The sequence below is a fragment of the Pontivivens marinum genome, assembly GCF_900231835.1.
GTDB classification, from domain to species: Bacteria; Pseudomonadota; Alphaproteobacteria; order Rhodobacterales; family Rhodobacteraceae; genus Pontivivens; species Pontivivens marinum.
In genome coordinates, this window is sequence record NZ_OCTN01000003.1 from 234,464 (window position 1) to 257,238 (window position 22,775).

Annotated in this window: 23 protein-coding genes; 18 read left to right on the forward strand and 5 right to left on the reverse strand. The window is 60.0% G+C overall.

Annotation, left to right across the window (positions count from 1 at the left end; all coding sequences use genetic code 11):
* Positions 1–5 precede the first annotated feature (5 nt).
* Entirely contained in the window at positions 6–662 is a 657-nt protein-coding gene (locus CR254_RS10220) for a thiamine diphosphokinase (RefSeq protein WP_097929756.1), read from the forward strand.
* Here the strand turns inward: CR254_RS10220 and CR254_RS18060 are convergent.
* Genes CR254_RS18060 through CR254_RS10230 form a run of 3 tightly spaced genes read right to left on the reverse strand, consistent with a single transcriptional unit; the run spans position 653 to position 4,779 of the window.
* On the reverse strand, positions 653–1,690 hold the full coding sequence (locus CR254_RS18060) for a lipocalin-like domain-containing protein (RefSeq protein ID WP_180955963.1): 1,038 nt from the start codon (positions 1,688–1,690) through the stop codon (positions 653–655). The genes CR254_RS10220 and CR254_RS18060 overlap by 10 nt on opposite strands.
* 3 nt (positions 1,691–1,693) lie before the next feature.
* Positions 1,694–4,114, reverse strand: coding sequence for an FtsX-like permease family protein (locus CR254_RS10225; RefSeq protein WP_180955964.1), 2,421 nt, complete (start codon positions 4,112–4,114; stop codon positions 1,694–1,696).
* On the reverse strand, positions 4,111–4,779 hold the full coding sequence (locus tag CR254_RS10230) for an ABC transporter ATP-binding protein (RefSeq protein WP_097929757.1): 669 nt from the start codon (positions 4,777–4,779) through the stop codon (positions 4,111–4,113). Before CR254_RS10230 ends, CR254_RS10225 begins: the two co-directional genes overlap by 4 nt.
* Positions 4,780–4,972: 193 nt before the next feature.
* Here CR254_RS10230 and CR254_RS10235 point away from each other — a divergent pair, with 193 nt between their 5' ends.
* The 3 genes from CR254_RS10235 to CR254_RS10245 all read left to right on the forward strand — a co-directional run bounded on the left by CR254_RS10235 (position 4,973) and on the right by CR254_RS10245 (position 8,102).
* On the forward strand, positions 4,973–6,259 hold the full coding sequence (locus CR254_RS10235; protein WP_097929758.1) for a homoserine dehydrogenase: 1,287 nt from the start codon (positions 4,973–4,975) through the stop codon (positions 6,257–6,259).
* Between the two features lie 119 nt (positions 6,260–6,378).
* Positions 6,379–7,554, forward strand: coding sequence for a DUF3500 domain-containing protein (locus CR254_RS10240; protein WP_245851555.1), 1,176 nt, complete (start codon positions 6,379–6,381; stop codon positions 7,552–7,554).
* Positions 7,551–8,102 carry a hypothetical protein gene (locus tag CR254_RS10245; RefSeq protein ID WP_097929759.1) on the forward strand — a complete coding sequence of 184 codons (552 nt, stop codon included), beginning with the start codon at positions 7,551–7,553 and terminating at the stop codon, positions 8,100–8,102. Before CR254_RS10240 ends, CR254_RS10245 begins: the two co-directional genes overlap by 4 nt.
* A gap of 4 nt (positions 8,103–8,106) precedes the next feature.
* Here CR254_RS10245 and trhO read toward each other — a convergent pair whose 3' ends face one another.
* Complete coding sequence (trhO, locus tag CR254_RS10250) at positions 8,107–9,039, reverse strand: oxygen-dependent tRNA uridine(34) hydroxylase TrhO (RefSeq protein WP_097929760.1); 933 nt, start codon at positions 9,037–9,039, stop codon at positions 8,107–8,109.
* A gap of 236 nt (positions 9,040–9,275) precedes the next feature.
* On the opposite strand from trhO, the gene CR254_RS10255 reads away from it, so the two are divergent.
* The 11 genes from CR254_RS10255 (at position 9,276) to CR254_RS10305 (ending at position 19,216) form a co-directional block, all read left to right on the forward strand.
* A complete protein-coding gene (locus CR254_RS10255; protein WP_097929761.1) occupies positions 9,276–11,765 on the forward strand; it encodes a pilus assembly protein TadG-related protein in 2,490 nt (829 codons plus the stop codon).
* Between the two features lie 219 nt (positions 11,766–11,984).
* The gene (gene ffh, locus CR254_RS10260; RefSeq protein ID WP_097929762.1) at positions 11,985–13,469 is read left to right on the forward strand and encodes a signal recognition particle protein; all 1,485 of its coding nucleotides are present in this window, start codon (positions 11,985–11,987) and stop codon (positions 13,467–13,469) included.
* A 175-nt stretch (positions 13,470–13,644) separates the two neighbouring features.
* Positions 13,645–13,947 carry a chorismate mutase gene (locus CR254_RS10265; RefSeq protein WP_097929763.1) on the forward strand — a complete coding sequence of 101 codons (303 nt, stop codon included), beginning with the start codon at positions 13,645–13,647 and terminating at the stop codon, positions 13,945–13,947.
* Between the two features lie 41 nt (positions 13,948–13,988).
* Positions 13,989–14,390, forward strand: coding sequence for a 30S ribosomal protein S16 (rpsP, locus tag CR254_RS10270; RefSeq protein ID WP_097929764.1), 402 nt, complete (start codon positions 13,989–13,991; stop codon positions 14,388–14,390).
* Between the two features lie 66 nt (positions 14,391–14,456).
* On the forward strand, positions 14,457–15,086 hold the full coding sequence (bluB, locus tag CR254_RS10275) for a 5,6-dimethylbenzimidazole synthase (RefSeq protein WP_097929765.1): 630 nt from the start codon (positions 14,457–14,459) through the stop codon (positions 15,084–15,086).
* Positions 15,083–15,580: a ribosome maturation factor RimM gene (rimM, locus tag CR254_RS10280; RefSeq protein ID WP_097929766.1), complete on the forward strand. Its 498-nt coding sequence runs from the start codon at positions 15,083–15,085 to the stop codon at positions 15,578–15,580. The genes bluB and rimM overlap by 4 nt, the downstream gene beginning before the upstream one ends.
* Before the next feature lie 19 nt (positions 15,581–15,599).
* The gene (gene trmD / locus CR254_RS10285) at positions 15,600–16,379 is read left to right on the forward strand and encodes a tRNA (guanosine(37)-N1)-methyltransferase TrmD (protein WP_097929767.1); all 780 of its coding nucleotides are present in this window, start codon (positions 15,600–15,602) and stop codon (positions 16,377–16,379) included.
* Positions 16,380–16,597: 218 nt separating this feature from the next.
* Positions 16,598–16,972: a 50S ribosomal protein L19 gene (rplS, locus tag CR254_RS10290; RefSeq protein WP_097929861.1), complete on the forward strand. Its 375-nt coding sequence runs from the start codon at positions 16,598–16,600 to the stop codon at positions 16,970–16,972.
* 113 nt (positions 16,973–17,085) lie between these two features.
* Positions 17,086–17,970 (forward strand): hypothetical protein, encoded by an 885-nt coding sequence (locus tag CR254_RS10295; protein ID WP_097929768.1) that lies wholly within the window; start codon positions 17,086–17,088, stop codon positions 17,968–17,970.
* 118 nt (positions 17,971–18,088) lie between these two features.
* The gene (rpmE, locus tag CR254_RS10300) at positions 18,089–18,310 is read left to right on the forward strand and encodes a 50S ribosomal protein L31 (RefSeq protein ID WP_097929769.1); all 222 of its coding nucleotides are present in this window, start codon (positions 18,089–18,091) and stop codon (positions 18,308–18,310) included.
* A 96-nt stretch (positions 18,311–18,406) separates the two neighbouring features.
* Positions 18,407–19,216, forward strand: a complete 810-nt coding sequence (locus tag CR254_RS10305) for a division plane positioning ATPase MipZ (RefSeq protein WP_097929770.1) — start codon at positions 18,407–18,409, stop codon at positions 19,214–19,216.
* Positions 19,217–19,241: 25 nt separating this feature from the next.
* On the opposite strand, the gene CR254_RS10310 is transcribed toward CR254_RS10305, so the two are convergent.
* A complete protein-coding gene (locus CR254_RS10310) occupies positions 19,242–20,540 on the reverse strand; it encodes a D-alanyl-D-alanine carboxypeptidase family protein (protein WP_245851556.1) in 1,299 nt (432 codons plus the stop codon).
* A 293-nt stretch (positions 20,541–20,833) separates the two neighbouring features.
* Between CR254_RS10310 and CR254_RS10315 the strand changes: the two genes are divergently transcribed.
* The 3 genes from CR254_RS10315 to CR254_RS10325 all read left to right on the forward strand — a co-directional run bounded on the left by CR254_RS10315 (position 20,834) and on the right by CR254_RS10325 (position 22,734).
* Positions 20,834–21,280 (forward strand): phasin family protein, encoded by a 447-nt coding sequence (locus tag CR254_RS10315; protein ID WP_097929772.1) that lies wholly within the window; start codon positions 20,834–20,836, stop codon positions 21,278–21,280.
* A gap of 106 nt (positions 21,281–21,386) precedes the next feature.
* Positions 21,387–21,728 carry an ATP-dependent Clp protease adapter ClpS gene (gene clpS, locus CR254_RS10320; protein ID WP_097929862.1) on the forward strand — a complete coding sequence of 114 codons (342 nt, stop codon included), beginning with the start codon at positions 21,387–21,389 and terminating at the stop codon, positions 21,726–21,728.
* A 10-nt stretch (positions 21,729–21,738) separates the two neighbouring features.
* On the forward strand, positions 21,739–22,734 hold the full coding sequence (locus CR254_RS10325; protein WP_097929773.1) for a class I SAM-dependent methyltransferase: 996 nt from the start codon (positions 21,739–21,741) through the stop codon (positions 22,732–22,734).
* Positions 22,735–22,775: the final 41 nt, after the last annotated feature.

Below are 22,775 nucleotides of genomic sequence, written 5' to 3' on the forward strand. Positions count from 1 at the left end.
CCGCCATGAAACCCGTTCTGACCTCGCCCCGCCCTGTCCTATTGGTCGGCGGCGCCCCGCTGGAGGGCGAAACGCTGGCCGCGCTACACGGACATTATTCGCATATCGTGGCGGCAGATGGTGGCGCGGATCAACTGGCGCAACACGACCTGCGCCCTGATGCGATCATCGGCGATCTGGATTCGCTGCACGCGCCCGATAGCTGGGGCGACATTCCCGTGCATCATATCGCGGAACAGGACAGCACCGATTTCGATAAATGCGTGTCGCGCGTCGATGCGCCGATCCTGTTTGCCGTGGGGTTTAACGGCGCACGTCTGGATCATGGGCTGGCCGCATTCTCAACCGTGGCGCAATCACCTGCCACGGTGGTTCTGGCGGGGGGTGGCGATCTGTGCTGCCGCCTTCAGGGCCGTATCGCGCTGGACATTGGCGCAGGCACGCGGGTGTCGCTGTTTCCAATGGGACAGACGACGGGCGTGCACAGCCGTGGTTTGCGCTGGTCGGTTGACGGTCTGGAAATGGCCCCCGCCGCACGGATCGGCACCTCGAACGAGGCAACAGGACCGGTAGAGGTTGAGATGGTGGGCGAGGCCGTTTTGCTGATCGTGCCGCTGGATTGCCTGTCGCCGCTAATCACCGCATTGAAGGCTCAGTCGTAGCCGGTCATCTCCAGATAGCCGACACCACTATGCGAGCCCTCGATCCGGATTGGCCCCTCCCAATAGGGGAACAGCGTACCCATCCACGAATCCACGTTTAGCGCCGTAGTGGTAACATCCAGCCCGCGCGATGGCACCTGAACCCGCCATTCCACAGGCAGTTCCGGCCCCACGCTTTGCCCTATGGCCAGCGGTGTCAGCAACAGCGCATCATTGGCCAGCGGCTGAACCGTGCCATCCGCCGCGATCCAGGTGCCGGAGTGAAACGGCTGCCCCGCCTCATCGCGCAGGCGGAATGCCATGACACGCTCGCCCCCATCCAGTTGCAACGAAAACCAGTCCCATCCGGTCTGCGTCTCGGCCAAGGGCTGGGAGGACCACTCCCGATCCAGCCAAGCCTGCCCTGTGACGGGAACCTGCACGCCCTCGACCTCGATCACGCCGGATAGGTCATAGAAGGGTTGCGAGTAATAATAGGATGCCTGCCCCGCCGCTGATTTCACGCTATATCCCGCATCGCCTTGCAAGGTGAACGGCGCATCCGCCCGCAGGTCCAGAGCATAGGAAAACCCCTGCCCGCTGGCCTGAACCGTCACGTTGTTCAGCGTCGGGCCGGACATCTGCCAATCATCGATCCATGCCTCGAACGGCTGCGCGACAACGCCCGCCTGCCCGATACCACCACGGGCGAATTTCTCTGCCACGAAATGCTGGTCGGCACTGGTCAACGCGGCATGAGCCATCCAGATTTGCGGGCTGTCCCAATCGGGCCGTTCCCCCACATCCAGCGCAGATCGGAACAAAGTCCACTGCGCGCCATATTGTGTGCCATCGGGACCGGTCATGTTGGCGGTCAGATACCACCACTCAATCCGGTAATCGGGATGCGATCCGTGATCGGCGGGAAAGCTCAGCGACACACCCCGTTCCGGCGTGGCGAATCCGTCCTGTGGCGCATTGCCCAGTCCCGCGAACCCTTGCGCAAATGCTAGGCCGGGCAGCAGCATCAATATCCATAGAAACCGCATGGCCTACCTCTCGCTCGCGAAAACACCCAGCAGGGTACGCGGAGCCGTGCGCGCCAACCGCAACACCGGCAGCCCCGCCGCAATCGCCGCCGTCAACAGGGACAACCCGATCAGACGCAGCCAATCCGCCGGATACACATTCATCGGCAAGCGCCAGCCAAAGGCAGTGACGTTGATTACATTGGTCAGCACCCACGCCACGCCCAGCCCTACCGGAATCGCCAGAATTGCCGTCAGCAGCGCCAGCGCCATCACCTTGAGCAGTTCCGCGCGGGCCAAGGCCGCCCGCGTCAGCCCCATCGCCCATAGCGGCGCCAGCCAGGGCAACCGCATTAATTGCAGGGTCAGCATCGCCGTCAGCAATGCCAGCGCCGCCACGGCCAGCGTCAACACGTTCAGCGCTCCTGTGACGGTGAATGTGCGTTCAAATATGGCCAGCGACAGTGCCTTGATCGCGGCTTGATCGGTGATCTGATCGGACGGCAGGGCGAACCTGTCTCGCGCCTCCGCGATAATTTCAGCCGTTTGATCTGTGCGCAGGGCAAAGCGTAGACGCTCAATATCAGGAAAGCGTTCGGATAGCAGGTCCACATCCACCATCACCTGATCCGTGGGATTGCCGTAATCGGAATAGATCGCAGCAACAATCATCGGCCATTCGCCACCATCCGGCAGCGGCACAGTAATCCGGTCCCCCGGCGAAAGGTCGCGCCGCCCCGCCATCTGCTCGTTAATCATCGCCGCCTGACCGCTGGCCAGCGATTGCCACGCATCGGGCAGCTCCTCGATCAGGGGCCAATGATCGGAATAGGTCGCATGCTGCGCCACGCCATAGATCGAGGCGGGCATATCCCCCAGACGTGTTTCCGTGGACCAGATCGGCAGAACCGCATCCACCCGCCCCTGCGCCCAGCGCTGGATTTCCTGCCCCTGCGCGGCATCCGAGGCGGTGACATACACCTCGGCCACCAGCCGTTGATCCAGCCATCCGGTGAAGGTATCGCGAAAGCTCATCACCATCGTGCCCACTCCGATATTTGCGGACAGCGCCAGCAGCAGCGCCATTAGCGCCAGCGACAGCCGCGACATCTGCTGCCGCGCATCCGCCCAGCCCCATTGCGCCAGCGGACCGCGTGCCCGCCGTGCGCCTAGGCCCAATATCACCGACAGCATCACCGGCAGGGACAGCGCCGCACCGATCAGCAGCGCGCCCATCAGCACGAAACCCGCCGTCAAACTGCTGGCCGTTTGGGACAGCACAGCGGCCAAGGCAAAACAGCCCAGCGCCGCAATCCCCTGCACCCGCTGCGCGCGCCGCTGTGCGCCGTGCCATGCCTCGGGCAACGCGGCAGATAGCAGCGGCATCCGTGCGGTGCGCCATAATGTATCCGCCGCCGCCAAACCCGCACCTCCCATCGCGATGGCCAATCCGGTTAACCACCAAGCGGGTCGCAGCGACAACGTGCCGGATACCTGCGCGCCGTATAGCCCCTGCAATGTTGCAGCCACATCCGGCAGCAAACTGGCCGCGATCAGATAGCCCAACGCAACACCGGCGATCCCCGCCAGCAGGGCCAGCGCCGTCAGCTCCACCACCATGACCAACATCAGCAATCGCAACGGCACACCCAACGCACGCAGGGTACGCAACATCGGCTTGCGCTGCTCGAACGCCAACCCGATGGATGAATACACAATGAACAGCCCCACAGCGAAGGCCAGAAAGCCGAACGCCGTCAGGTTCAGGTGAAAACTATCGGTTAGCGCGGCAATACCCCCATCCGCCCCACGCGGCGCGATGCGGTTCCACTCGATCCCCGCCACAGCTAGCGGGGGAATGCCGTCCTGCGCCTCGGGCAGCACGATCAGGCGCGATAGTTGCCCAGACATACCAAGCAAACGCTGCGCCGTGCCGATATCCATGACCAAGGTACGGGGCGCGATGCCGTCCATCACACGCACCGGCGGCAGATCCGCATCCGCAGGCAAGCGCCCCGCCGTCTGCGCGCCGGTCAGGATCAGACCCGCCTGCCCCAGAAATCCGGTCAGCGCATCCCCCTGCAAATCAGGCCGCGCAGGCAAGTCCGCAGGGGCGGTGACAGGATCAATCCCCAACACACGAAACCGCGCCCCGTCCAGCCGCAAATCCCCCTCGACAATCGGGGAAACCAGCCACCCCGCACGGCGCAACGCAACATAGGCGCGCTGATCAAACCGCTGCGCCCCACGCGGGCGCAGGCTGTCAAACCGGTCCGTGCCCAGGGTCGCCGCCGCCTGCGCATAGCTCGCCCGTGCCTCAGCATTGATGGCCTGCACACCTGACCATAGCGCGGTCGCCACGATCAGGCCCAACAGCAGGGTCACGATCTGAAACGGACGGCTGCGCCAATGCGACAGCAACGTGCGCAGGATCAGGCCGGTCATGCCGCTGCAACCTCTGCCACGCGCCCGTGCCGCAAATGTATCCGCCGGTTGAGTCGGGCCGCCAGCGCACCGGAATGCGTGACCATCAGCAGGGTCGCCTGCGTTTCGGCCACCAGATCCAGCAACAAGTCCATTACCGCGCTGCCTGTTGCCTCATCCAGATTGCCCGTCGGCTCATCCGCCAGCACCAGGGCTGGGCGCGCCGCAATCGCCCGCCCAACGGCAACACGCTGCTGCTGCCCGCCGGACAGTTGCTCGGGCCAGCGATGGACCAGCTCGCTCAACCCCAAACGTTCCGTCAATTCCGCCTGCCACGCCGCGTCATAGCGATCAGATAGTCGCGCATGAAAGCTGAGGTTGTCGCCCACGCTCAAACTGGGAATCAGGTTGAATTGCTGAAAAATCACGCCAATCCGCGTGCGCCGCAAATTCGCGCGAGCCGTATCGCCCATGCCGGAAAATTCCTGCCCGTCCAGCGTGATCGATCCACGATCGAACGTATCCAGCGCCGCCACCAGATGCAGCAACGTGGATTTGCCGGAGCCTGACTCACCCGTCAGCGCCACACATTCGCCGGTTGCGATTTCCATATCCACGCCGCGCAGAACCGGCATGGGCGCATCCGCCGTTTCAAAGGATTTGTGCAAATCAGTGATCGTCAGCATTTCACCCTCACGCGTTGGCCTTCGGCGCGAGCCTAGCAATTCTGCCCGCGATTACCACGCTTGCAACATGGCCTAATCGTCGCAACCACGGCACGGATCATCACGATAGCTCATGCTGAGTGTTAAGCCCCGTTGCACGGCACTGACCCCTCGCCTACACATGCGCGACATATCCCGTATGAAGGACGACACCATGACCCACCCTCTTCGAATCGCCATTGCCGGACTCGGCACAGTCGGCACCGGAGTTGTGCGCATGGTACAAACCCATGGCGACAAAATGCTGGCCCGCGCCGGACGCGAGGTTCAGATCGTCGCCGTTTCCGCACGGTCAAAGGGTAAGGATCGTGGTGTAAACCTGGATGCCTACGCATGGGAGGACGACCCCGTCGCGCTGGCCCGCCGCACAGATGTCGATCTGGTGGTTGAGGTTATGGGCGGTGAGGACGGCCCGGCCAAAGCATTGACCGAGGCAGCACTTTCCTCCGGCAAACACGTCGTCACCGCGAACAAGGCGATGATGGCCCTGCACGGCCAGCCATTGGCCCTGTTGGCTGAGGAACACGGCGTTGCCCTGCGGTATGAGGCAGCAGTCGCCGGTGGCATCCCTATCATGAAGGCCCTGACCGAGGGGCTGGCCGGTAACGGCATCCAGCGCGTCATGGGCGTGATGAACGGCACCTGTAACTACATCCTGACCCAGATGGAGGAGACAGGCGCGGATTACGAGGATGTCCTCGCCGCCGCGCAGAACCTTGGCTATGCCGAGGCGGACCCTGCCTTTGACGTGGGCGGCATCGACGCGGCGCATAAACTGGCCCTGCTGGCCGCGACCGCCTTTGGCACACGGGTTGATTTCGCCGGCGTCACGATTGAGGGGATCGAGCATATCTCCCTGACCGACATCACACAGGCCCGCGAACTGGGGTACAAAGTAAAGCTGCTGGGCGTCGCCCGCATGACGGATGAGGGGCTGGAGCAGCGCATGCAGCCGGTTCTGGTTCCTGCACGTTCCACCATCGGCCAATTGGACGGCGTAACGAACATGGTGGTGGTTGAGGGCGATTTCGTCGGCCAAACCGTCTATACTGGCCCCGGCGCCGGTGAGGGACCAACCGCCTCCGCGATCATGGGCGATGTAATGGATATCGCGCGTGGCCTGCGTATTCCGGCATTTGGCCAGCCTGCGAACACACTGGTCGCCGCAAACCGTGCCGCCAGCGCCGGTGCGGCCAGCCATTACCTGCGGTTCACGCTGACCGATGCGCCGGGCACCTTGGCCACGATTGCGCAAACGCTGGCCGATCAGGGTATCTCCATCGACCGGATGCGCCAGAACGATCATGATGGCAGCAATGTCCCCGTTCTGATCGTGACCCATGATTGCCTGCGGGTGAATCTGGATGCGGCCCTTGCGAAAATCGCGGCCAGCGATGTCAGCCTCGCGCCGCCGGTTGCCCTGCGCATCGAACAGGTTTGAGGGGGGGCGGCCGGTTTCGACCGGCCACCCCACCACCACGGCCAACGGAAACGTGACGTTGCGTCCATTGTGCTGCTTGTTTAAGCTCAGCCAACGAAAAATGCTGGGGAAACATGCATATGGCACGACCGAATCGAACGATGGCAACTGTTGTGGGCATGACCATTGCGTCATATCTCAGCCTTAGCTTAGCCGCAGTGGCGCAACCCGCCCCCGGCGGGCCGGGCGGCCCCCCGCCAGAGGATACGACGGGCACGACGGAGCGCCTTGGCGATACCAGCATCCTGATGGGGTCGGTGCAGATCCCCGCCTCTGTCGGTGAATGCGGCACGGATGCGGGCTTTACCCGCCTGCTATGCCTTGCCAACCTGCTGAAATCCGGCGCTTCGGATGAAATTCTGGAATATATCCAGTTGGATTATTCCGTGGCCGAGGCCCAGAACTGGAGCAACCTGCCCGCAGGTGCCTTTCCCGCCCGCCCCGGCGTATTTCTGGGTGAGCTTAGCGTCGAACAACGCGGCATCGTCAAAGCCATCTTGATGGAGGTCGCCAGCCTGACTGCGAATGAGGGCTATGACGAGATGGAGCAAACGCTGAATGCCGACGATTATATCGGCTCCATCAGCACCGATTACGGCGTCGGATATGCCTCGTATAATACCAAGTTCGCCTTTCTGGGCACGCCTGCGGAAACCGGCACATGGCAGATTTACTATGGCGGGCACCATTTCGCGTTCACCAACACCTATTCAGACGGCGTTCTGTCCGGTGCGACCCCTTCGTTCCGCGGCATTGAACCCTTCCCCAGATTCCTGATGAACGGGCGTGAGAATATGCCCCTGATGCAGGAGCGTGAGGCCTTCACCGCGCTGCTCCGCTCGCTTTCCGACGATCAGCAAAGCGCGGCTCTGTTGGAGGGAACCTATCGCGACATCATCGCAGGCCCGCAGGCCGATGATGCAATCCCCGACACGCAGGAGGGGTTGAGCGTTTCCGAGCTAAGCGAAGATCAACAAGCCCTGTTACTGGCTGCCATTGAAACCTATGTTGGTGACCTGAACGATGCGGATGCCGCCACCTATATGGCCAAATACACCGCCGAACTGTCCGACACCACATTGGGTTATACCGGCACGACCGAGGTAAACACCGAGGATGATTATGTCCGCATCCACGGCCCGTCGCTGTGGATCGAGTTTTCGCTGCAATCGAACAAATCCACGGGCGAGGTGGGCAATCACCCCCACTCCGTCTGGCGCGATCAAACGGATGATTACGGCGGCAATACTGAATGATGCGTAAACTATGGGGGCGGGTTATCATACCCGCCCTGATGCTTTTCATCGCCAGCACCGGCGGCGCGACGGCCCACGCCCTGCCCGGCAGCCTGATCAGCATGTGGCAGGCACAGCAGCAATTGCACCTATCCGTTGAGCTGGCGCTGGAGGACCTGCTGATCGCGGCACCGTCCCTTGCGCCACTTGGGGATATCACGGTTCCGCAGGATTTATCAGCACAGCAAACCGAGGCGATCGCTGCCTATTTCGCAGATCACCTCACCCTGCACGATGCGACGCTGACCCTGATCAGCGCAACATTGCAGGCAGGCGAAAACGCGCATGTGGGTCAATACACGCTGCTGATCGCCACCTTTACAACGCCTATGAACGGCGATCCCTTTCCCATGACGCTGACCTATGACGCCGTGATGCATGAGGTCCGCAACCACCGCGCCACAATTTACTGGGGGCAATCCGGTACGGACCAACAGGGGCTGGCCGATTTCGGCTTTCTGATGACCAACGGATCGCCACGTCCCGTGGTTTTACAGGCCCCGCAATAACCGCCTAGTCCTGCGGCTTTTGCCCTGCCAGATGCGCCTCACCCCGCGCGGCGGCCAGATCGATTTGACGTTGGCGTTCACGGAAACGGGCACGGTCGCCATCGGTCCGCTCATCAATGCACTGATGACAGCTCACGCCATGCTCATAGCCGGGGCGGTCCATATCCTCGGGCGCGACGGGGCGGCGACATCCGGCGCACAGCACATATGGCCCCCGCTCCAAGCCATGACCAACGGAAACACGCTCATCAAACACAAAGCACTCGCCGTTCCATGTGCTGTTTTCCTCGGGCACTTCCTCAAGGTATTTCAGGATGCCGCCCTGTAGGTGATAAACCTGCTCCACCCCCTGCCCGATCAGCCAGCTTGTGGACTTCTCGCAGCGAATGCCGCCGGTGCAGAACATGGCGATCTTCTTGCCCTCGAACTTTTCCGCGTTCTGGGCCCACCATTCAGGGAATTCGCCAAAGCTGCGGGTCGCAGGGTCGATTGCGCCCTCGAACGTGCCCACGGCAACCTCGTAATCATTGCGGGTGTCGATCAGCACAACGTCAGGGTCCGCGATCAGGTCGTTCCAATCATCAGGCGCCACATAACGGCCAACGGCGGCGTTTGGATCAACCTCTCCGGCGCCAAGGGTCACGATCTCCTGCTTTAGCCGAACCCGCAGGCGGCGAAAGGGCTGTTTGTCGGCATAGCTATATTTCGGCTCCAGATCCTCGCACCCCGGAATGGTGCGCAACAGGGCGACCATATCATCGATGGCCTGCGCGGGACCGGCCAATGTGCCGTTGATCCCTTCAGCCGCGACCAACAAAATACCGTGAACGCCCAGCTCACGCAGCTGATGTTCCAGTGTTGTTCGCAACGAATCCGGCGCCTCGATTCGCGCAAAGCGGTACAAAGCAGCTATTTTACTCGCCTCAAAGGTGTTCATATCGCTACAACTGCCCCAAAACTATTAGACTGATCCGCGCAGTTGCGCGTTACTCAGCGTGTATTTGGCGCTAAAACGCGCGGGATGCCAGCCTTGTGATTGCGCGAAAGTTATTGCTTTGGCATTATAAGCGGGTTCTTGCTGGTCCTGTTGTTTGGTCCAGCCTTTCGTTGGATGGTGAAGTGGGGGCTCCGCAATCCGGCGAAATCCAGGGATTGGGGCGTGGGGAGATATAGATGATCGTTAATACCGTGGCGCGGATGCGCCCGTTTTTCAGCCGATTCCGGCGTGATGACGATGCTGTTGTGGCCATTCAGGTCGTAATTTTTTCGGTGATGTTGCTGACATCCGCCGGATTGGTCATCGATTTCGGTCGCGCCTATTCCGCACATTCCCAGATGCAAAGCTTTGTAGACAAGGCAGCATTGGCCGCCGCTGGCGAACTGGATGGTGGCGCGGATGCGCTGGAACGTGCGACAGCCGCCGCGGTTGCCATTGCGCAATCCTCCACCTTTACCGAGGAAGACAGCGAATTCGCGATTGCGACGCCGTTAACCTTTCTGGTCGGCAATCCGGCTGACGACACGGGCACATTCTCCGCAGATGCCATGAGCACGCTGACCACCGACACAGCAGCCTATGCAACCCATGTCTATGTCGAAGCCGAGGCCCGCAGCATCCGCCTCGCGCTTCTCTCGGTCGGTCTGAACAATGACACGACGAACGCGGACGGCACCGAAAAAACCACCTCGATCAACCTGTCCGCCTATGCGGTGGCACGGATGCAGATCTCCTATTGTGGAGAGCTGAGCACGATGGTCATGTGCAACCCGTTTGAAAACGATTCCGCCTCGCGCTCCTTCGCCGAGATTATGGAAGGGAACGAGGGAACACGCATGTTCCTGACCACCGACCTTCAGCCGGGCCTCGACGTGCCGCGCGCGCTCAGCACCAATGACGGTGCGATCCGCGTTGGCCTGTTCAAAAATCCGCGTCACGAAATCGGCGCTGATATTGCTGGTGTTTGCGATGATGTCGGCCTGACCGCGTTTCAGGCAGCGGCCTATGATGGCAACCCGAACATCTCAACCTCCACCGACCCGTGGTCCTACCCGTCGAATGATGAGGATCTGGAACGTCTGCGCGATACCTGCCTGCTGGCCACAATCGACAGCCAGATGCAGTGTATCGGTGGTGAGGTTCTGATCAAACCGGCTGAGCCTGATACGATCACAACCGCGCTGAACACCCTGTTCGACATCTGGGACGCCCCGATGGACCGCGTGCTGACACAGGCCGTAACCACTGACCGTGCCTTTGCACCGGATTATGTTGCCAATCACGGCCACCTGACCCGCGCGGAATATATCGAATATATCGAAAACGGTCATATCGCCGAGGCAGATGAGGATATGGCGCGCTTGGCAGCACAAGTTGCAGCGCTTGAGGCACGCGGCCCGTACTTTGCCAGCTATGCCGCACGCGCACAAGAATCCTATGATAACGCCGCCGCCAATCGCGCCGAATGGGTCGCGGTTCTGGCTGCCTATCCCGATAACATCACTAACACCGCCGCCCGCCGCAACCATATGAAGGGTGACGGCTATGGCGGTGCATGGGGTCCGATGATTTACGCGGATTGTATGCAAAGCGACCCTGAAAACTGCTCGCCATACCCGTACATGGCGCTGCCCTTTACCGAATCCAGTTCCGAAAACACGGCCACCGGCTGGCGCATGGGCCCCATAACCGAGGCAGTATATGTCGCATCCGAGGCCGAAATCGCTGAGGCAGAGGGTGAAGCCGAGGGCGAAGCGGAAACAACCGAGGCACCAGCCCCTGATACAGATATTGTCAGCCTCGGGCCGCTAGGCTCGGATTCCTCGATCACTGGCTGGCGCATCAGCAATTATACCGATCACGACCTGACGGGCCGCTTGGGCTTTGAAACGGATAATAAGAGCGTGATCTTCGAGCTGCCCGCCAATAGTGAGCGTGAATATCAGGTTCAGGTAAACGACACCGCAGTTATCACATGGACCAGCGAGGTTGAGCTGGACCTGTATCTCATCACGGATGAGGTTGATAACACCGTGGCCTATGCCGGTGTCGGCACCCCTTGGTACGACATCCTACAGGGCCGCGTTCCCAGCTTTGTCGAGTATTTCTCGACCTATCACTCACCGTATATGAGCGCCTATGGCTTCGATCTCGATAATCCCAGCACCTCGTTTGAGTGGGATATCGTTGGCTCGCATACGCTATATGACGGCTACACGATGATTGAGCGTCACACGAGCGAGCTGCTGGACTATGCCGCATCGAACGGCCCGGGCGATGATGGTGAGGATATTCGCAGCCTGCCTGAACATTTCCAGTTCACCTCGAACACCCCATCGGCCGAGCAACCGCTGGAGCGTCGCCGCCAGCATGTAGCCTTGGTGAACTGTCAGGCCCTGACGACGCCAACCTCCTATTCCGGCACCAGCGACGCCTATTCCGGCGCCTATGTGGCGGAGCTTGAGGCCGTGGTCGATCTGTTCTTCACCGGTCCGGTGGATGTGCAAACCTGCGCAGATACAGTCGGCACCGATCCCAGCGATCAGATGGATTGCTGGAACTCGGATATCGAGCTGGCCTATATCCCCGTGGAATATCTGGGCGCCGCCGATCCCGCAGATCCCAGCGTTCAGGAATATATAAACTACGCGGTGTTGGTGCACTAACGCCACGTTTCGTACTGATTTCACGGCCCGCCCTAACCGGCGGGCCGTTTGCATATGGGGCTACGCTTGACCCAGCGCCCATGTCGGAGTAATTAGCCACAAATCCCCGGAAGCAAAGTCTTCCGGTCCGCGGCCCGTGCGCCGGGGATCGCCACCGGTCAGCGCGTTGCGCCCACCGGTGCTTTCGCCGTTTTGCGGACCTAATGCAGGAGCGACGCCATGTTTGAGAATCTTTCCGACCGCCTCTCAGGTGTCCTTGAAAAGCTGACCCGTCAGGGTGCGCTGACCGAGGAAGACGTCGCAACCGCCCTGCGCGAGGTGCGCGTCGCATTGCTGGAGGCCGATGTCTCGCTGCCCGTGGCACGCGACTTCGTCAAATCCGTGCAGGAAAAGGCGACCGGTCAGGCCGTCACCAAATCGGTCAGCCCCGGCCAGCAAGTTATCAAGATCGTGCACGACGCACTGATCCAGACACTGGCAGGCGACGATGCGAATGCTGGTGAGCTAAAGGTCTCCTCCCCTCCCGCGCCGATTCTGATGGTCGGCCTACAGGGCTCGGGTAAAACCACGACCACCGCGAAATTGGCCAAGCGCCTGACGGATCGTAACAAAAAGCGCGTCCTGATGGCCTCGCTCGACACACGCCGCCCTGCCGCGATGGAGCAGTTGGCCGTTCTGGGCATGCAAATCGGCGTGGACACCCTGCCGATCGTCGCAGGCCAGACCCCCGTTCAGATCGCCAAGCGCGCCAAACAGCAGGCAACGCTGGGTGGCTATGATGTCTACATGCTCGATACGGCGGGCCGTCTGTCCATTGATGACGAGTTGATGGACGAGGTTGCCGCCGTTCGGGACGAGGCGAAACCACACGAAACCCTGCTGGTGGTCGATGGCCTGACCGGACAGGATGCCGTCTACACGGCTGAGAATTTCAACACCCGTGTCGGCATTTCCGGCGTGGTCCTGACCCGCATGGACGGTGACGGTCGCGGTGGTGCGGCCCTATCGATGCGCGCTGTCACCGGCAAGCCCATCAAATTCGTCGGTCTGGGCGAGAAGATGGACGCCATCGAGGAATTCCACCCCGAACGTATCGCGGGCCGGATCCTTGGCATGGGCGATATTGTCTCCCTCGTCGAAAAGGCGCAGGAACAGATCGAGGCCGAGCAGGCCGAGCGCATGATGAAACGCTTCCAAAAGGGTCAGTTCAATATGAACGACCTGAAGCAGCAGCTTGAGCAAATGCAAAAAATGGGCGGCATGCAGGGTGTCATGGGCATGATGCCGGGCATGGGCAAACTGACCAAGCAGATGGATGAGGCGGGACTGGACGATAAGGTCCTCAAACGCCAAATCGCCCTGATCGATTCGATGACCAAACAGGAACGCCGCAACCCTGCCCTGCTACAGGCCAGCCGCAAAAAGCGGATCGCCAAGGGTGCAGGCATGGACGTGTCCGACCTGAACAAGCTAATCAAAATGCACCGCCAAATGGCGGACATGATGAAGAAGATGGGTAAGATGGGCAAAAAGGGCCTGATGCGCGGCGGGCTCAGCGCGCTGATGGGCAAGGGCGGCGCAGGAATGCCCCCCGGTATGACCCCACCTGCGGGCCTCGGCTCCGGCGCGGCCCCCGGCGGCATGCCCGGACTTGGCGGTGCGGCACTGCCCCCCGGCCTCAGCGGATTCGGCAAGAAGAAGTGAGCACTGAACCGGCATATCATTTCGGCAATCGCGCGGCCCCATCCTCCATGGCGGCACAGGCGACAGGCATGCCATGCCTTTCCCTGATGCACGGAGCCGCAATTTTGCCAGCCGCAAAGCAGCCACAGAGCAGCCATAACGCAGCCACCCCTTTTTCGACTGTAGGAGCGCCCGAATGACCGATGAAATCACCCGCGCCCGCGACGTGCTGGCCGAACATCGCGCCTCCATCGACAACCTCGATGCGATCCTCGTCTACACGCTGGCCGAACGGTTCAAGCGGACACAGGCCGTTGGAAAGCTGAAGGCTGAACACGATCTTCCGCCCTCCGATCCCACACGGGAAGGGGAGCAGATTACCCGGCTTGAGAGGCTGTCACATGACGCCGGCCTCGACCCGGATTTCACGCGGAAATTCCTGAATTTCGTTATTCAGGAAGTCATCCGTCACCACGAACAGTTTCAAGAAAACGTCTGAAACATCAGACACCTAACACGACCAGATCAAGGAGATACACCATGGCCGTTACCATTCGTCTCGCACGCGGCGGTTCCAAAAAGCGCCCCTTCTACCGTATCGTTGCTGCGGATAGCCGCATGGCACGCGATGGCCGCTACATCGAAAAGCTGGGCACATATAACCCGCTGTTGGCCAAGGACAACGAAGAGCGCGTCAAGATGGACGCAGAGCGCGTTGCATACTGGCTGGGCACAGGCGCCAAGCCTACGGACCGTGTGTCCCGCTTCCTCGAAGCTGCTGGCGTTATTGCGAAAAAAGAGCGCGCAAACCTGAAAAAGGGTGAGCCAGGCAAGAAGGCGCAGGATCGCGCTGAAGAGAAAGCAGCCAAGGTTGCAGCAGCTGAGGAAGCCGCAGCGGCAGCCGCAGCTGCTCCTGCTGAAGAGCCCGCAGCGGAGGAGTGATCCCCGCATTCCGGTCCCCCGATACGGGGGGCCGGTTTTTTGCCGTTAGCCTGTTCGGGGGCCATAATGCGTTCCTTCACACCTGATTTTACGGCAGAATTGACTGAATTATTCCGATGGCGCCGCGATGTTCGCCGCTTTCAGAAAACCCCCATTCCCGATGCATTAGTGACCGAGTGTCTGGACCTGCTGCGCCACGCGCCGTCGGTCGGCCTCAGCGCGCCATGGCGATTGGTGAATGTGCACAGCGACGCCGCGCGCGCTGCTGCAATTGCAAATTTCGAAGCCGCCAACGCCCAAGCACTTAGCGGATATTCCGGTGAGCAGGCGGAACGTTACGCGGGCCTGAAACTATCCGGCATGCAGGACGCTCCCGTTCATCTGGCTGTGTTTTGCGATGACGCCACGGTCAAGGGGTCCGGCCTAGGCGCAGGCACCATGCCGCAAATGCGGGCCTATTCCGTTGTTGGCGCGATTATGTACCTATGGCTGGGCGCACGTGCGCGTGGGCTGGGTCTGGGCTGGGTTTCGATCCTTGATCCCGAACAGCTTTGCGCCGACCTTGACGTGCCAGAGGACTGGGCCTTGGTCGGGTATCTGTGTATGGGCTGGCCCGAAATTGAAACCGAAACGCCCGAGCTGATCCGCGCGGGCTGGGAAACCGAAGCACCCAAACCGGAGGTTCTGTTACGATGAGCGATCTGATCTGTGTTGGCGCAATTTCTGGCGCATTCGGCGTGCGTGGTGAGGTGCGGCTAAAGAGCTTCACCTCGGACCCGACCGCGATTGCGGACTATGCCCCCCTGTTTACCGAGGACGGCAAGCGCCGCTTTGACGTGACCATCACGCGCCCTGTTGCAAACGGGCTGGCCGCGCATTTGACCGGTATCGCGACCAAGGAAGAAGCCGACGCGATGAAGGGCACGCGCCTATTTGCCGAACGCGCGCAGATGCCTGACCTGCCTGATGATGAATTCTATCATGCTGACCTGATCGGCCTGCTAGTGCTGGACACTGGCGGGGTTGAGCTGGGCCGTGTGCGCGCTGTGCATGACCATGGCGCGGGCGATATTCTGGATATTATGGGGCCAAAGGGCGAAACGCTGGTCCCCTTTACCCGCCACGCGGTGCCCACCGTCGATCTGACTGCGGGCCGTGTAATCGTCGATCTGACCGAGGATGACGCATGAGCAATCTTGCAGGCGCGCTATGATGCGGTCGATCGGGCGTAAATCCATTTCGGCCAGTGCCGTTCCCCGTGATCTGATGGAGGAACGCGAGCTGGTCGATATCTGGACCGCGCGTGTTCTGACGCTGTATCCCGACATGTTTCCGGGCATTCTGGGGCAATCGCTGACGGGACGTGCGCTCAAGGATAAGCTGTGGCAGCTGGACACGACGGATATTCGTCAATTCGGCTTGGGCAAGCACCGCGCCGTTGATGACACCCCCACAGGTGGTGGCGCCGGCATGGTGCTGCGCGCGGATGTGCTGGACGCGGCAATTGCATCGCGTCCGGTTGTCGGGCCGCTGATTTACCTTAGCCCACGCGGGCGGCGATTTGATCAGGAAATGGCGCGCAGCCTTGCCGCGGGCCCCGGCGTGACCCTGCTGTGCGGGCGGTTTGAGGGTGTGGACGAGCGGATCATCGAGGCACGTCAGATTATCGAGGTTTCGCTGGGTGACTTCATCCTGACCGGTGGCGAACTGGCCGCACAGGCCATGATTGACGCCACAGTGCGCCTGCTGCCCAAGGTGCTGGGAAATGCCGAATCCATTGAGGAGGAGAGCTTTTCCTCCGGCTTGCTGGAGCATCCACAATTCACCCGCCCCAATGATTGGGAGGGCCGCACCGTGCCTGAGGTCCTGATTTCAGGCCATCACGGTAGGATCGCAGAATGGCGTCAGGCCCAATCCGAGGCCCTGACACAGGATCGCCGCCCCGATCTGTGGGCCGCGCATCTGGCCCGCACGCGTAAGGGCGGTTGAACTTCCCCCCGCTGTGGGCTATGGGCGGGGCCTGCTGGGGAATCCTCGGCTTTTGAGTTCGTTCGGGTAGGTGCCTGCCTGCCACCACGTGACGGGTTCATAGATAAGGAAAGTCGTATCGACCTCTGGCGGGCCGGAAATCCTCCGAAGCCCGAGCAGCGACCAGAGCTATCATGCGCGCAAACATTCGCCGAAAAGGCGATCAAAAGGACGATGAGATGAACCTGCTTCAGACCCTTGAAGCCGAGCAGATTGCTCAGCTTGCCAAAGACATTCCTGACTTCGCACCCGGTGATACCGTTCGCGTTGGCTACAAAGTGACCGAGGGCACCCGCTCGCGCGTACAGAACTACGAAGGCGTTGTGATTGCGCGCAATAACGGCACAGGGATCGGCGCATCCTTCACCGTTCGCAAGATCTCCTTCGGTGAGGGTGTTGAGCGTGTATTCCCGCTCCACTCGCCAAACATCGACAGCGTAACTGTTGTTCGTCGTGGCCGTGTTCGGCGCGCAAAGCTGTACTACTTGCGCGATCGTCGTGGTAAGTCGGCTCGCATCACCGAGAAGACAAACTACCGCGCACCAAAGGCATAAGCCCCGCGCCACTGCTGATTTACGACAGGCGTCCCCATTCGGGGACGCCTGTTTCGTTTGAACCTGCTGCGATCTGCGCCTATTCTGGGCATCACTTCAGATCAGGCGGCGCGATGTATACTCTTCTCTTTAACAGCGTGGCCTTGATGCCCACTGTTTTCCTGCGGACCCTACCGGTCGCGATTCTAACGGCGCTGGTCTATTTCGGGTTGATCCAGAACACCTCGGAACCGCTGTGGAAGCTGGTCTTTATCGCCCTTTTGACGACACCATGCATCGCGATTGTCCGCATGGCTGCGCTGCGCGCCGCATTGGTTGCTGTCGATCGCACAACGCCCCCCACGATTGATCACCTGACCAAGGCACAGATGCGGCTGGCCTATGTAAACCTGTTGCCCATCAACATCGTGCAGATGCTGGCCATGTTCATCGTGACCGCGCTGTTATCGGTTGAAATTACCGGCAGCGCGAAAACCATCGCAGTGCAGTTCATCGGTAACGGAACGGTCGGTGAGCTAGACGAAATCATCGCCGAGTTCAGCGCAATCGCAACCGCCGCAGGGTGGTTGTTCTCGTTTATTGCGGCGGCAGGATTCGGCGCGATGGGCACCGCAATGGCCGGCACTGCTGCGAATGCTGCGGAAAAAAAGCCGCGCCACGATATCGTCTTTGGTGTCGGCTATAACTTCTGGCGGCTGACCGTGCTGTACTACATCGCGCAGGCGCTGAACGGTGTGGTGGTGGTCATCCTCGCCATTTTGATGATGGCGATTTTTCAGGTTGGGCAAACCGATCTGGCCATCTATGTCGCGCCTGCTGCGGTCACGATCTATATCAGCCTGCATTTTGCCACCACAGCGGCCGGTGCTGCGCTGTCCTATGGCGCACTGCTGGATGAACAGGCCGAGATCCGCGAATTTGTGCAGCGAAACCTCAGCGGGCCTGAAACCTCGAACCAGTATCTGAGGGAGCTGCGCCGTTCGCGCCAACAAGGGTGATTCATCGCTCTGGGCTTGCACGTATGCCCGATACAGGGTAGCTGACGATTTCAATTGACCCTCACGGCGACGAAGATTGGCCTGTCCGCTTCGATCAGTCGTACCAAAGGACCGAACCATGAAAAAAGATATCCACCCAGCCTACCATATCATCGATGTGAAGATGACTGACGGCACCGTTGTACAGATGCGCTCCACCTACCAGAAAGAGGGCGCACAGCTGAACCTCGACATCGACCCCTCCGTGCACCCGGCATGGACCGGCGGCACCTCGCGCCTGATGGATACTGGCGGCCGCGTGTCGAAGTTCAAGGCGAAGTACGACGGCCTCGGCTTCTAATAGGCTTTCCGAGCTTTTCGCCCGTAAGGGCGTTGTGTATCAAAGAAAGGCGCGTTCCCGTGTGGGGCGCGCCTTTTTGCATATAGGAGGCCGCAAGTGGCGCATATCATCGTGCTTGGCAACGAAAAGGGAGGGTCGGGGAAATCGACAACCTCCATGCATCTCTTCGCTGCGTTGGCGCGATGCGGTCATCAGGTTGGCGTGATCGATCTGGACTTGCGGCAGAAGAGCTTCTTTCGCTATCTGGAAAACCGTGAGGCCTTTATAAACCGGACCGGCACCAAGCTGCCGATGCCCGTGCGCCACGTGCTGGAATATTCCACATTCGATAGTGTGGCCGCAGCACAGGCGGAGGAGGAGGCGCGTTTTTCGGTCGCGCTGAACCGGTTGGATGAGACCTGCTCCTACATCCTGATCGACTGCCCCGGATCGCATACCCGCTACGCGCAGATGGCGCATGCGGCGGCGGACACGCTGATCACACCCATGAATGACAGCCTGATCGATTTCGACCTGTTGGCGCGACTGAACCCTGAAACAGGCAAGGTTCTAGGCCCCAGCGTTTACGCCGAAATGGTTTGGAAAGCGCGACAGCTGCGCGCCACAGCGGGGCTGAAGCCTGTGGACTGGGTTGTCCTGCGCAATCGCATCGCCACGCTCAACGCCCGCAACAAGCGTCGTGTAGGCAGTGCGCTGACCGAGCTGAGCAAGCGGATCGGCTTTCGCGTCATACCGGGGTTCGGTGAGCGTGTGGTTTTCCGCGAGATGTTCCTGTCAGGGCTGACTTTGCTGGACCTGAAGGACACGGGCGATATCAGCCTGAACATCTCGAACCTCGCTGCACGGCAGGAGGTTCGAGAGGTTGTGAAGTCGTTGAACCTGCCAGATGTATCTATCAAGTTCTAAAGTTGGCAAGTTCTAGAGCTTCGGATCAGCCGTTCGGTTCAACCAAACGGCAGATCCGATCCTGTGCGTGCAGGCTGCTGCATGTCGCGCTGGCCTGCTGCTCACTCAGCCCGATAAAGGTCGCAGCGTATAGCGGCACACCATTCACCACAGTTGAACCCACACTGCGATGCGCGCCGACCAGTGGTTCGGTCACGCCGAGCAGAGCATCGGTCAGCACCGATTCGGCAAATTCCGGATCACGATAGGCACCAAGCTGAACGGCCCATTCCCCGCCCGGACGGGCCAATGGGCGTGGCGCTGACATTGGCGCGCCAGAACCGGATGCCGTAATGGTAAGCGGCACGGTCGATGCTGTCGGCTCATCCCGAACGGCGGCAGCGGCGGAGGATACCAGTGCATTCCCCACCAGGCTGGCCGCAGCAACCAGTTGTGTCGGCTCACTAACACCACGTGGCATGGGGCGAATCGAGGCGAGGACGGCACCGGCCTCCTCACGCTGGGGGCGGATGGTGGCAACGCGGGACGGTGCCCGCTCAAATCCCATATCCAGCAGCTCAACCATGCGGTTATAGCGCCAATTGGAGCTGCTACCGCCAAAGATGACTGCGATGATCCGCTCACCACCACGTTCTGCCGAGGCGGCCAAGTTATAGCCAGCCGCGCGGGTATAGCCCGTCTTGATCCCGTCAGCGCCGCTGTAACCGTTCAGCAGACGCCGGTTGGTATTTTGCACCGTAGCAACACCGGCGCTGGTCGAAGTACGTCCGAAGATATTGTAATATTGCGGATAATCGAAGAACAGGTGCCGTGCCAGCATGCTCATGTCCCGCGCGGTGGACAGGTGCCCCGTCGCAGTCAGGCCGTTCGCATTGCGGAAGGTTGTGTTGGTCATGCCCAGCGAACGTGCCGTATCCGTCATCAACTGCGCGAAGGCTTGCTCGGACCCGGCAATCGCCTCACCCAAGGCGGTCGCGGCATCGTTGGCGGAGCGTACAGCCGCAGCACGGATCAGATAGCGCACCGAAATGCGCTGTCCCGCGCTAAGCCCCAAGCGCGAAGGTGGTTCACTGGCTGCATTGCGAGAGATCCGGATCTGCTGGTCGATGCCCAGCTGGCCGCTCTCCACCGCCTCAAACGCCAGATATAGCGTCATCATTTTGGTCAAAGATGCCGGGTGCAAGGGGGTATCAGCGCTGCGCGAATGCAGCACAGACCCATCACGAGCGTCCAGAACAATGGCCGCATATGGTGCCGCCTGTGCGGCACTGGTTACAAAACAAAATGCTGCAACCAGCATGGTACTCAAAAAACGTATAGACATCGGTCACTCCGACGAAAGCCTGCCTCGGTAATGGGCCAGTTCATCTGCCCGCATTATGGTTTACATTCAGTTAGCAGCACATCGAATTGAATTGCAACGATTAACCCAAAATCTCTTATACGCCGCAAATGCGTGCTGAGTCGCACGCAGAGCTGCCGTAATGTCAAGATTTTGTGGCACTTTTTATTTTTTGTGCAGCGCAACATAACCCCCTTGACGCAGTGCAACATAGCCCCTATTTCTAATCAACAAGGACGATAGGTTCGTTCACTAGAGTTCAATGGAGTTTCATCATGGCTACCAAGACCACTGCAAAAGACGCTACCGCCCAAATGGAAGCATTCGCTGCTGACGCACAGAAATCCGTCACCGAGACGGTTGAGAAAATGACCAAAGGCTTCGAGGAAGCTTCTTCCTTCGGTCAGGAAAACCTCGACGCGATGGTAAAGTCCGGTGAGATCGCTGCCAAGGCAGCTGAAGGTTTCGGCACCGAAGTGTCCACCTTCACCAAGAAGTCCTTCGAAGAAGGCGTTGCCGCCGCCAAGGACATGGCGTCCTCCAAGACAGTTACCGAACTGTTTGAAAAGCAGTCCGCATTCGCACAGACCGTATTTGACGGCTGGATGAAGCAGGCGACAAAGATGAACGAGATGATGGTTTCCTCCGCTAAGGACGTAACCGCACCTATGGGTGAGCGTATGACCGCGGCCCAGACTGCTATGAAGTCGATGACTGCTTAATTTCGACTAAATTGCGACTGTTACGAAAAGGGGGCACACGCCCCCTTTTCTCGTTTTATAGACGGGATATATTGCGAATTAGGTCGGCAAGGGACATATGGGCGGAATGACACGCAAACCCCTCAATATGATTGATGACGATTCTGACCGCGAGGGCGAGATCGGCCTCGCAACCAAGACTCGTCCAAAAACGCAGAAGCCCCCGTTATATAAGGTTCTTTTGCTCAACGACGATTACACTCCAATGGAATTCGTGGTGCATGTCCTGCAACGCTTCTTTGGTGTGACACATGCGGAATCAATCGAAATCATGCTGACCGTCCATAAAAAGGGCGTGGCCGTGGTTGGCGTGTTCTCTCGCGAAATCGCAGAGACAAAAGTCACGCAGGTGATGGATTACGCACAGCGCAATCAGCATCCGCTGCAGTGCACCATGGAAAAAGAGTGAGATTGATTGAATGAGCGACCCACAACGGCTGGACCTCAGCGGTATTGACCTGTCCGGTCTGCAAGTTGGCTGCATCGGCGCGGAACCGGATGCCGGATGGCATGATTTCGCAGATATCATCACATTTGAACAGCAAAACCGCGTCGATTTCGATCGTATGCAGGATATGCGCCTGAATGTTGTAGCCACCCTGCCCGCAACAATGGATGCAATGATTGTCGGACTTGGCCGTTCGCGTGATGAAAATCTTGGCCGAATCGCTCGGGCTTGCCGGATGATCCCTGCGGGCGCGCCGCTGATCGTCACCGGTCAGAAAACGGCGGGCGTCGATTCGCTGGTGCGTCAGGTGCGCAAAATCCTGCCCGTGGGTGAGGTTTTGTCCAAGTCACATGGCAAGCTGTTCCCGATTGAGGTTGCCGAAGATGCTATCCCGCTGACCCAGCCATGGTTCGACAAGGCACAGTTGAGCGCGAAAGACGGCGGTTGGTTAACCGCCCCCGGTATGTTCAGCGCGGATTCGCCAGATGCAGGGTCGATCCGGTTGGCGGAGCATTTCGCGCCTCGCATTTCCGGCGCCGTTGCCGATCTGGGCGCGGGCTGGGGCTGGCTGAGCGCACAATTGCTCGCCGCAGCGCCGGACGTGACGACCCTCTCGCTATACGAGGCGGATGCAAACGCTCTGGATGCGGCACGGCGCAATGTGACCGATGATCGTGCCAGCTTCCATTGGGAAGACGTGACGCGGTTGGAGGGGCCGGCAGCCCATGACTGGGTTATCAGCAACCCGCCATTCCACCATGGCCGCGCAGCCGAACCCGCCTTGGGCCAAGCGTTTATCCAGACGGCAGCAAAACTGTTGAAGCCAAACGGGCGGGCGTTGTTCGTGGCCAACCGTCAGTTACCCTACGAGGCGCAGTTGAGCGAATCCTTCAAGAAATGGCAGGAAATTCCGGGCCCTGGCGCGTTCAAACTATTTGAGGCTGAGAGGCCGATCAGAAAGCGTTAACCTTTATTAACAACTAAACCTTGCTTTCCTGCGGCGGTTGT

Coding starts and splice junctions, on each gene's coding strand:
- CR254_RS10230 (WP_097929757.1), bottom strand. CDS start 4,779: ATGCTGACGATCACTGATTTGCACAAATCCTTTGAAACGGCGGATGCG.
- trhO (WP_097929760.1), bottom strand. CDS start 9,039: ATGAACACCTTTGAGGCGAGTAAAATAGCTGCTTTGTACCGCTTTGCG.
- CR254_RS10240 (WP_245851555.1), top strand. CDS start 6,379: ATGGCACGACCGAATCGAACGATGGCAACTGTTGTGGGCATGACCATT.
- bluB (WP_097929765.1), top strand. CDS start 14,457: ATGCGTTCCTTCACACCTGATTTTACGGCAGAATTGACTGAATTATTC.
- CR254_RS10265 (WP_097929763.1), top strand. CDS start 13,645: ATGACCGATGAAATCACCCGCGCCCGCGACGTGCTGGCCGAACATCGC.
- CR254_RS10235 (WP_097929758.1), top strand. CDS start 4,973: ATGACCCACCCTCTTCGAATCGCCATTGCCGGACTCGGCACAGTCGGC.
- CR254_RS10220 (WP_097929756.1), top strand. CDS start 6: ATGAAACCCGTTCTGACCTCGCCCCGCCCTGTCCTATTGGTCGGCGGC.
- CR254_RS10245 (WP_097929759.1), top strand. CDS start 7,551: ATGATGCGTAAACTATGGGGGCGGGTTATCATACCCGCCCTGATGCTT.
- CR254_RS10255 (WP_097929761.1), top strand. CDS start 9,276: ATGATCGTTAATACCGTGGCGCGGATGCGCCCGTTTTTCAGCCGATTC.
- rpmE (WP_097929769.1), top strand. CDS start 18,089: ATGAAAAAAGATATCCACCCAGCCTACCATATCATCGATGTGAAGATG.
- rimM (WP_097929766.1), top strand. CDS start 15,083: ATGAGCGATCTGATCTGTGTTGGCGCAATTTCTGGCGCATTCGGCGTG.
- CR254_RS10225 (WP_180955964.1), bottom strand. CDS start 4,114: ATGACCGGCCTGATCCTGCGCACGTTGCTGTCGCATTGGCGCAGCCGT.
- rpsP (WP_097929764.1), top strand. CDS start 13,989: ATGGCCGTTACCATTCGTCTCGCACGCGGCGGTTCCAAAAAGCGCCCC.
- clpS (WP_097929862.1), top strand. CDS start 21,387: ATGACACGCAAACCCCTCAATATGATTGATGACGATTCTGACCGCGAG.
- rplS (WP_097929861.1), top strand. CDS start 16,598: ATGAACCTGCTTCAGACCCTTGAAGCCGAGCAGATTGCTCAGCTTGCC.
- CR254_RS10315 (WP_097929772.1), top strand. CDS start 20,834: ATGGCTACCAAGACCACTGCAAAAGACGCTACCGCCCAAATGGAAGCA.
- ffh (WP_097929762.1), top strand. CDS start 11,985: ATGTTTGAGAATCTTTCCGACCGCCTCTCAGGTGTCCTTGAAAAGCTG.
- CR254_RS18060 (WP_180955963.1), bottom strand. CDS start 1,690: ATGCGGTTTCTATGGATATTGATGCTGCTGCCCGGCCTAGCATTTGCG.
- CR254_RS10325 (WP_097929773.1), top strand. CDS start 21,739: ATGAGCGACCCACAACGGCTGGACCTCAGCGGTATTGACCTGTCCGGT.
- CR254_RS10295 (WP_097929768.1), top strand. CDS start 17,086: ATGTATACTCTTCTCTTTAACAGCGTGGCCTTGATGCCCACTGTTTTC.
- CR254_RS10310 (WP_245851556.1), bottom strand. CDS start 20,540: ATGTCTATACGTTTTTTGAGTACCATGCTGGTTGCAGCATTTTGTTTT.
- trmD (WP_097929767.1), top strand. CDS start 15,600: ATGATGCGGTCGATCGGGCGTAAATCCATTTCGGCCAGTGCCGTTCCC.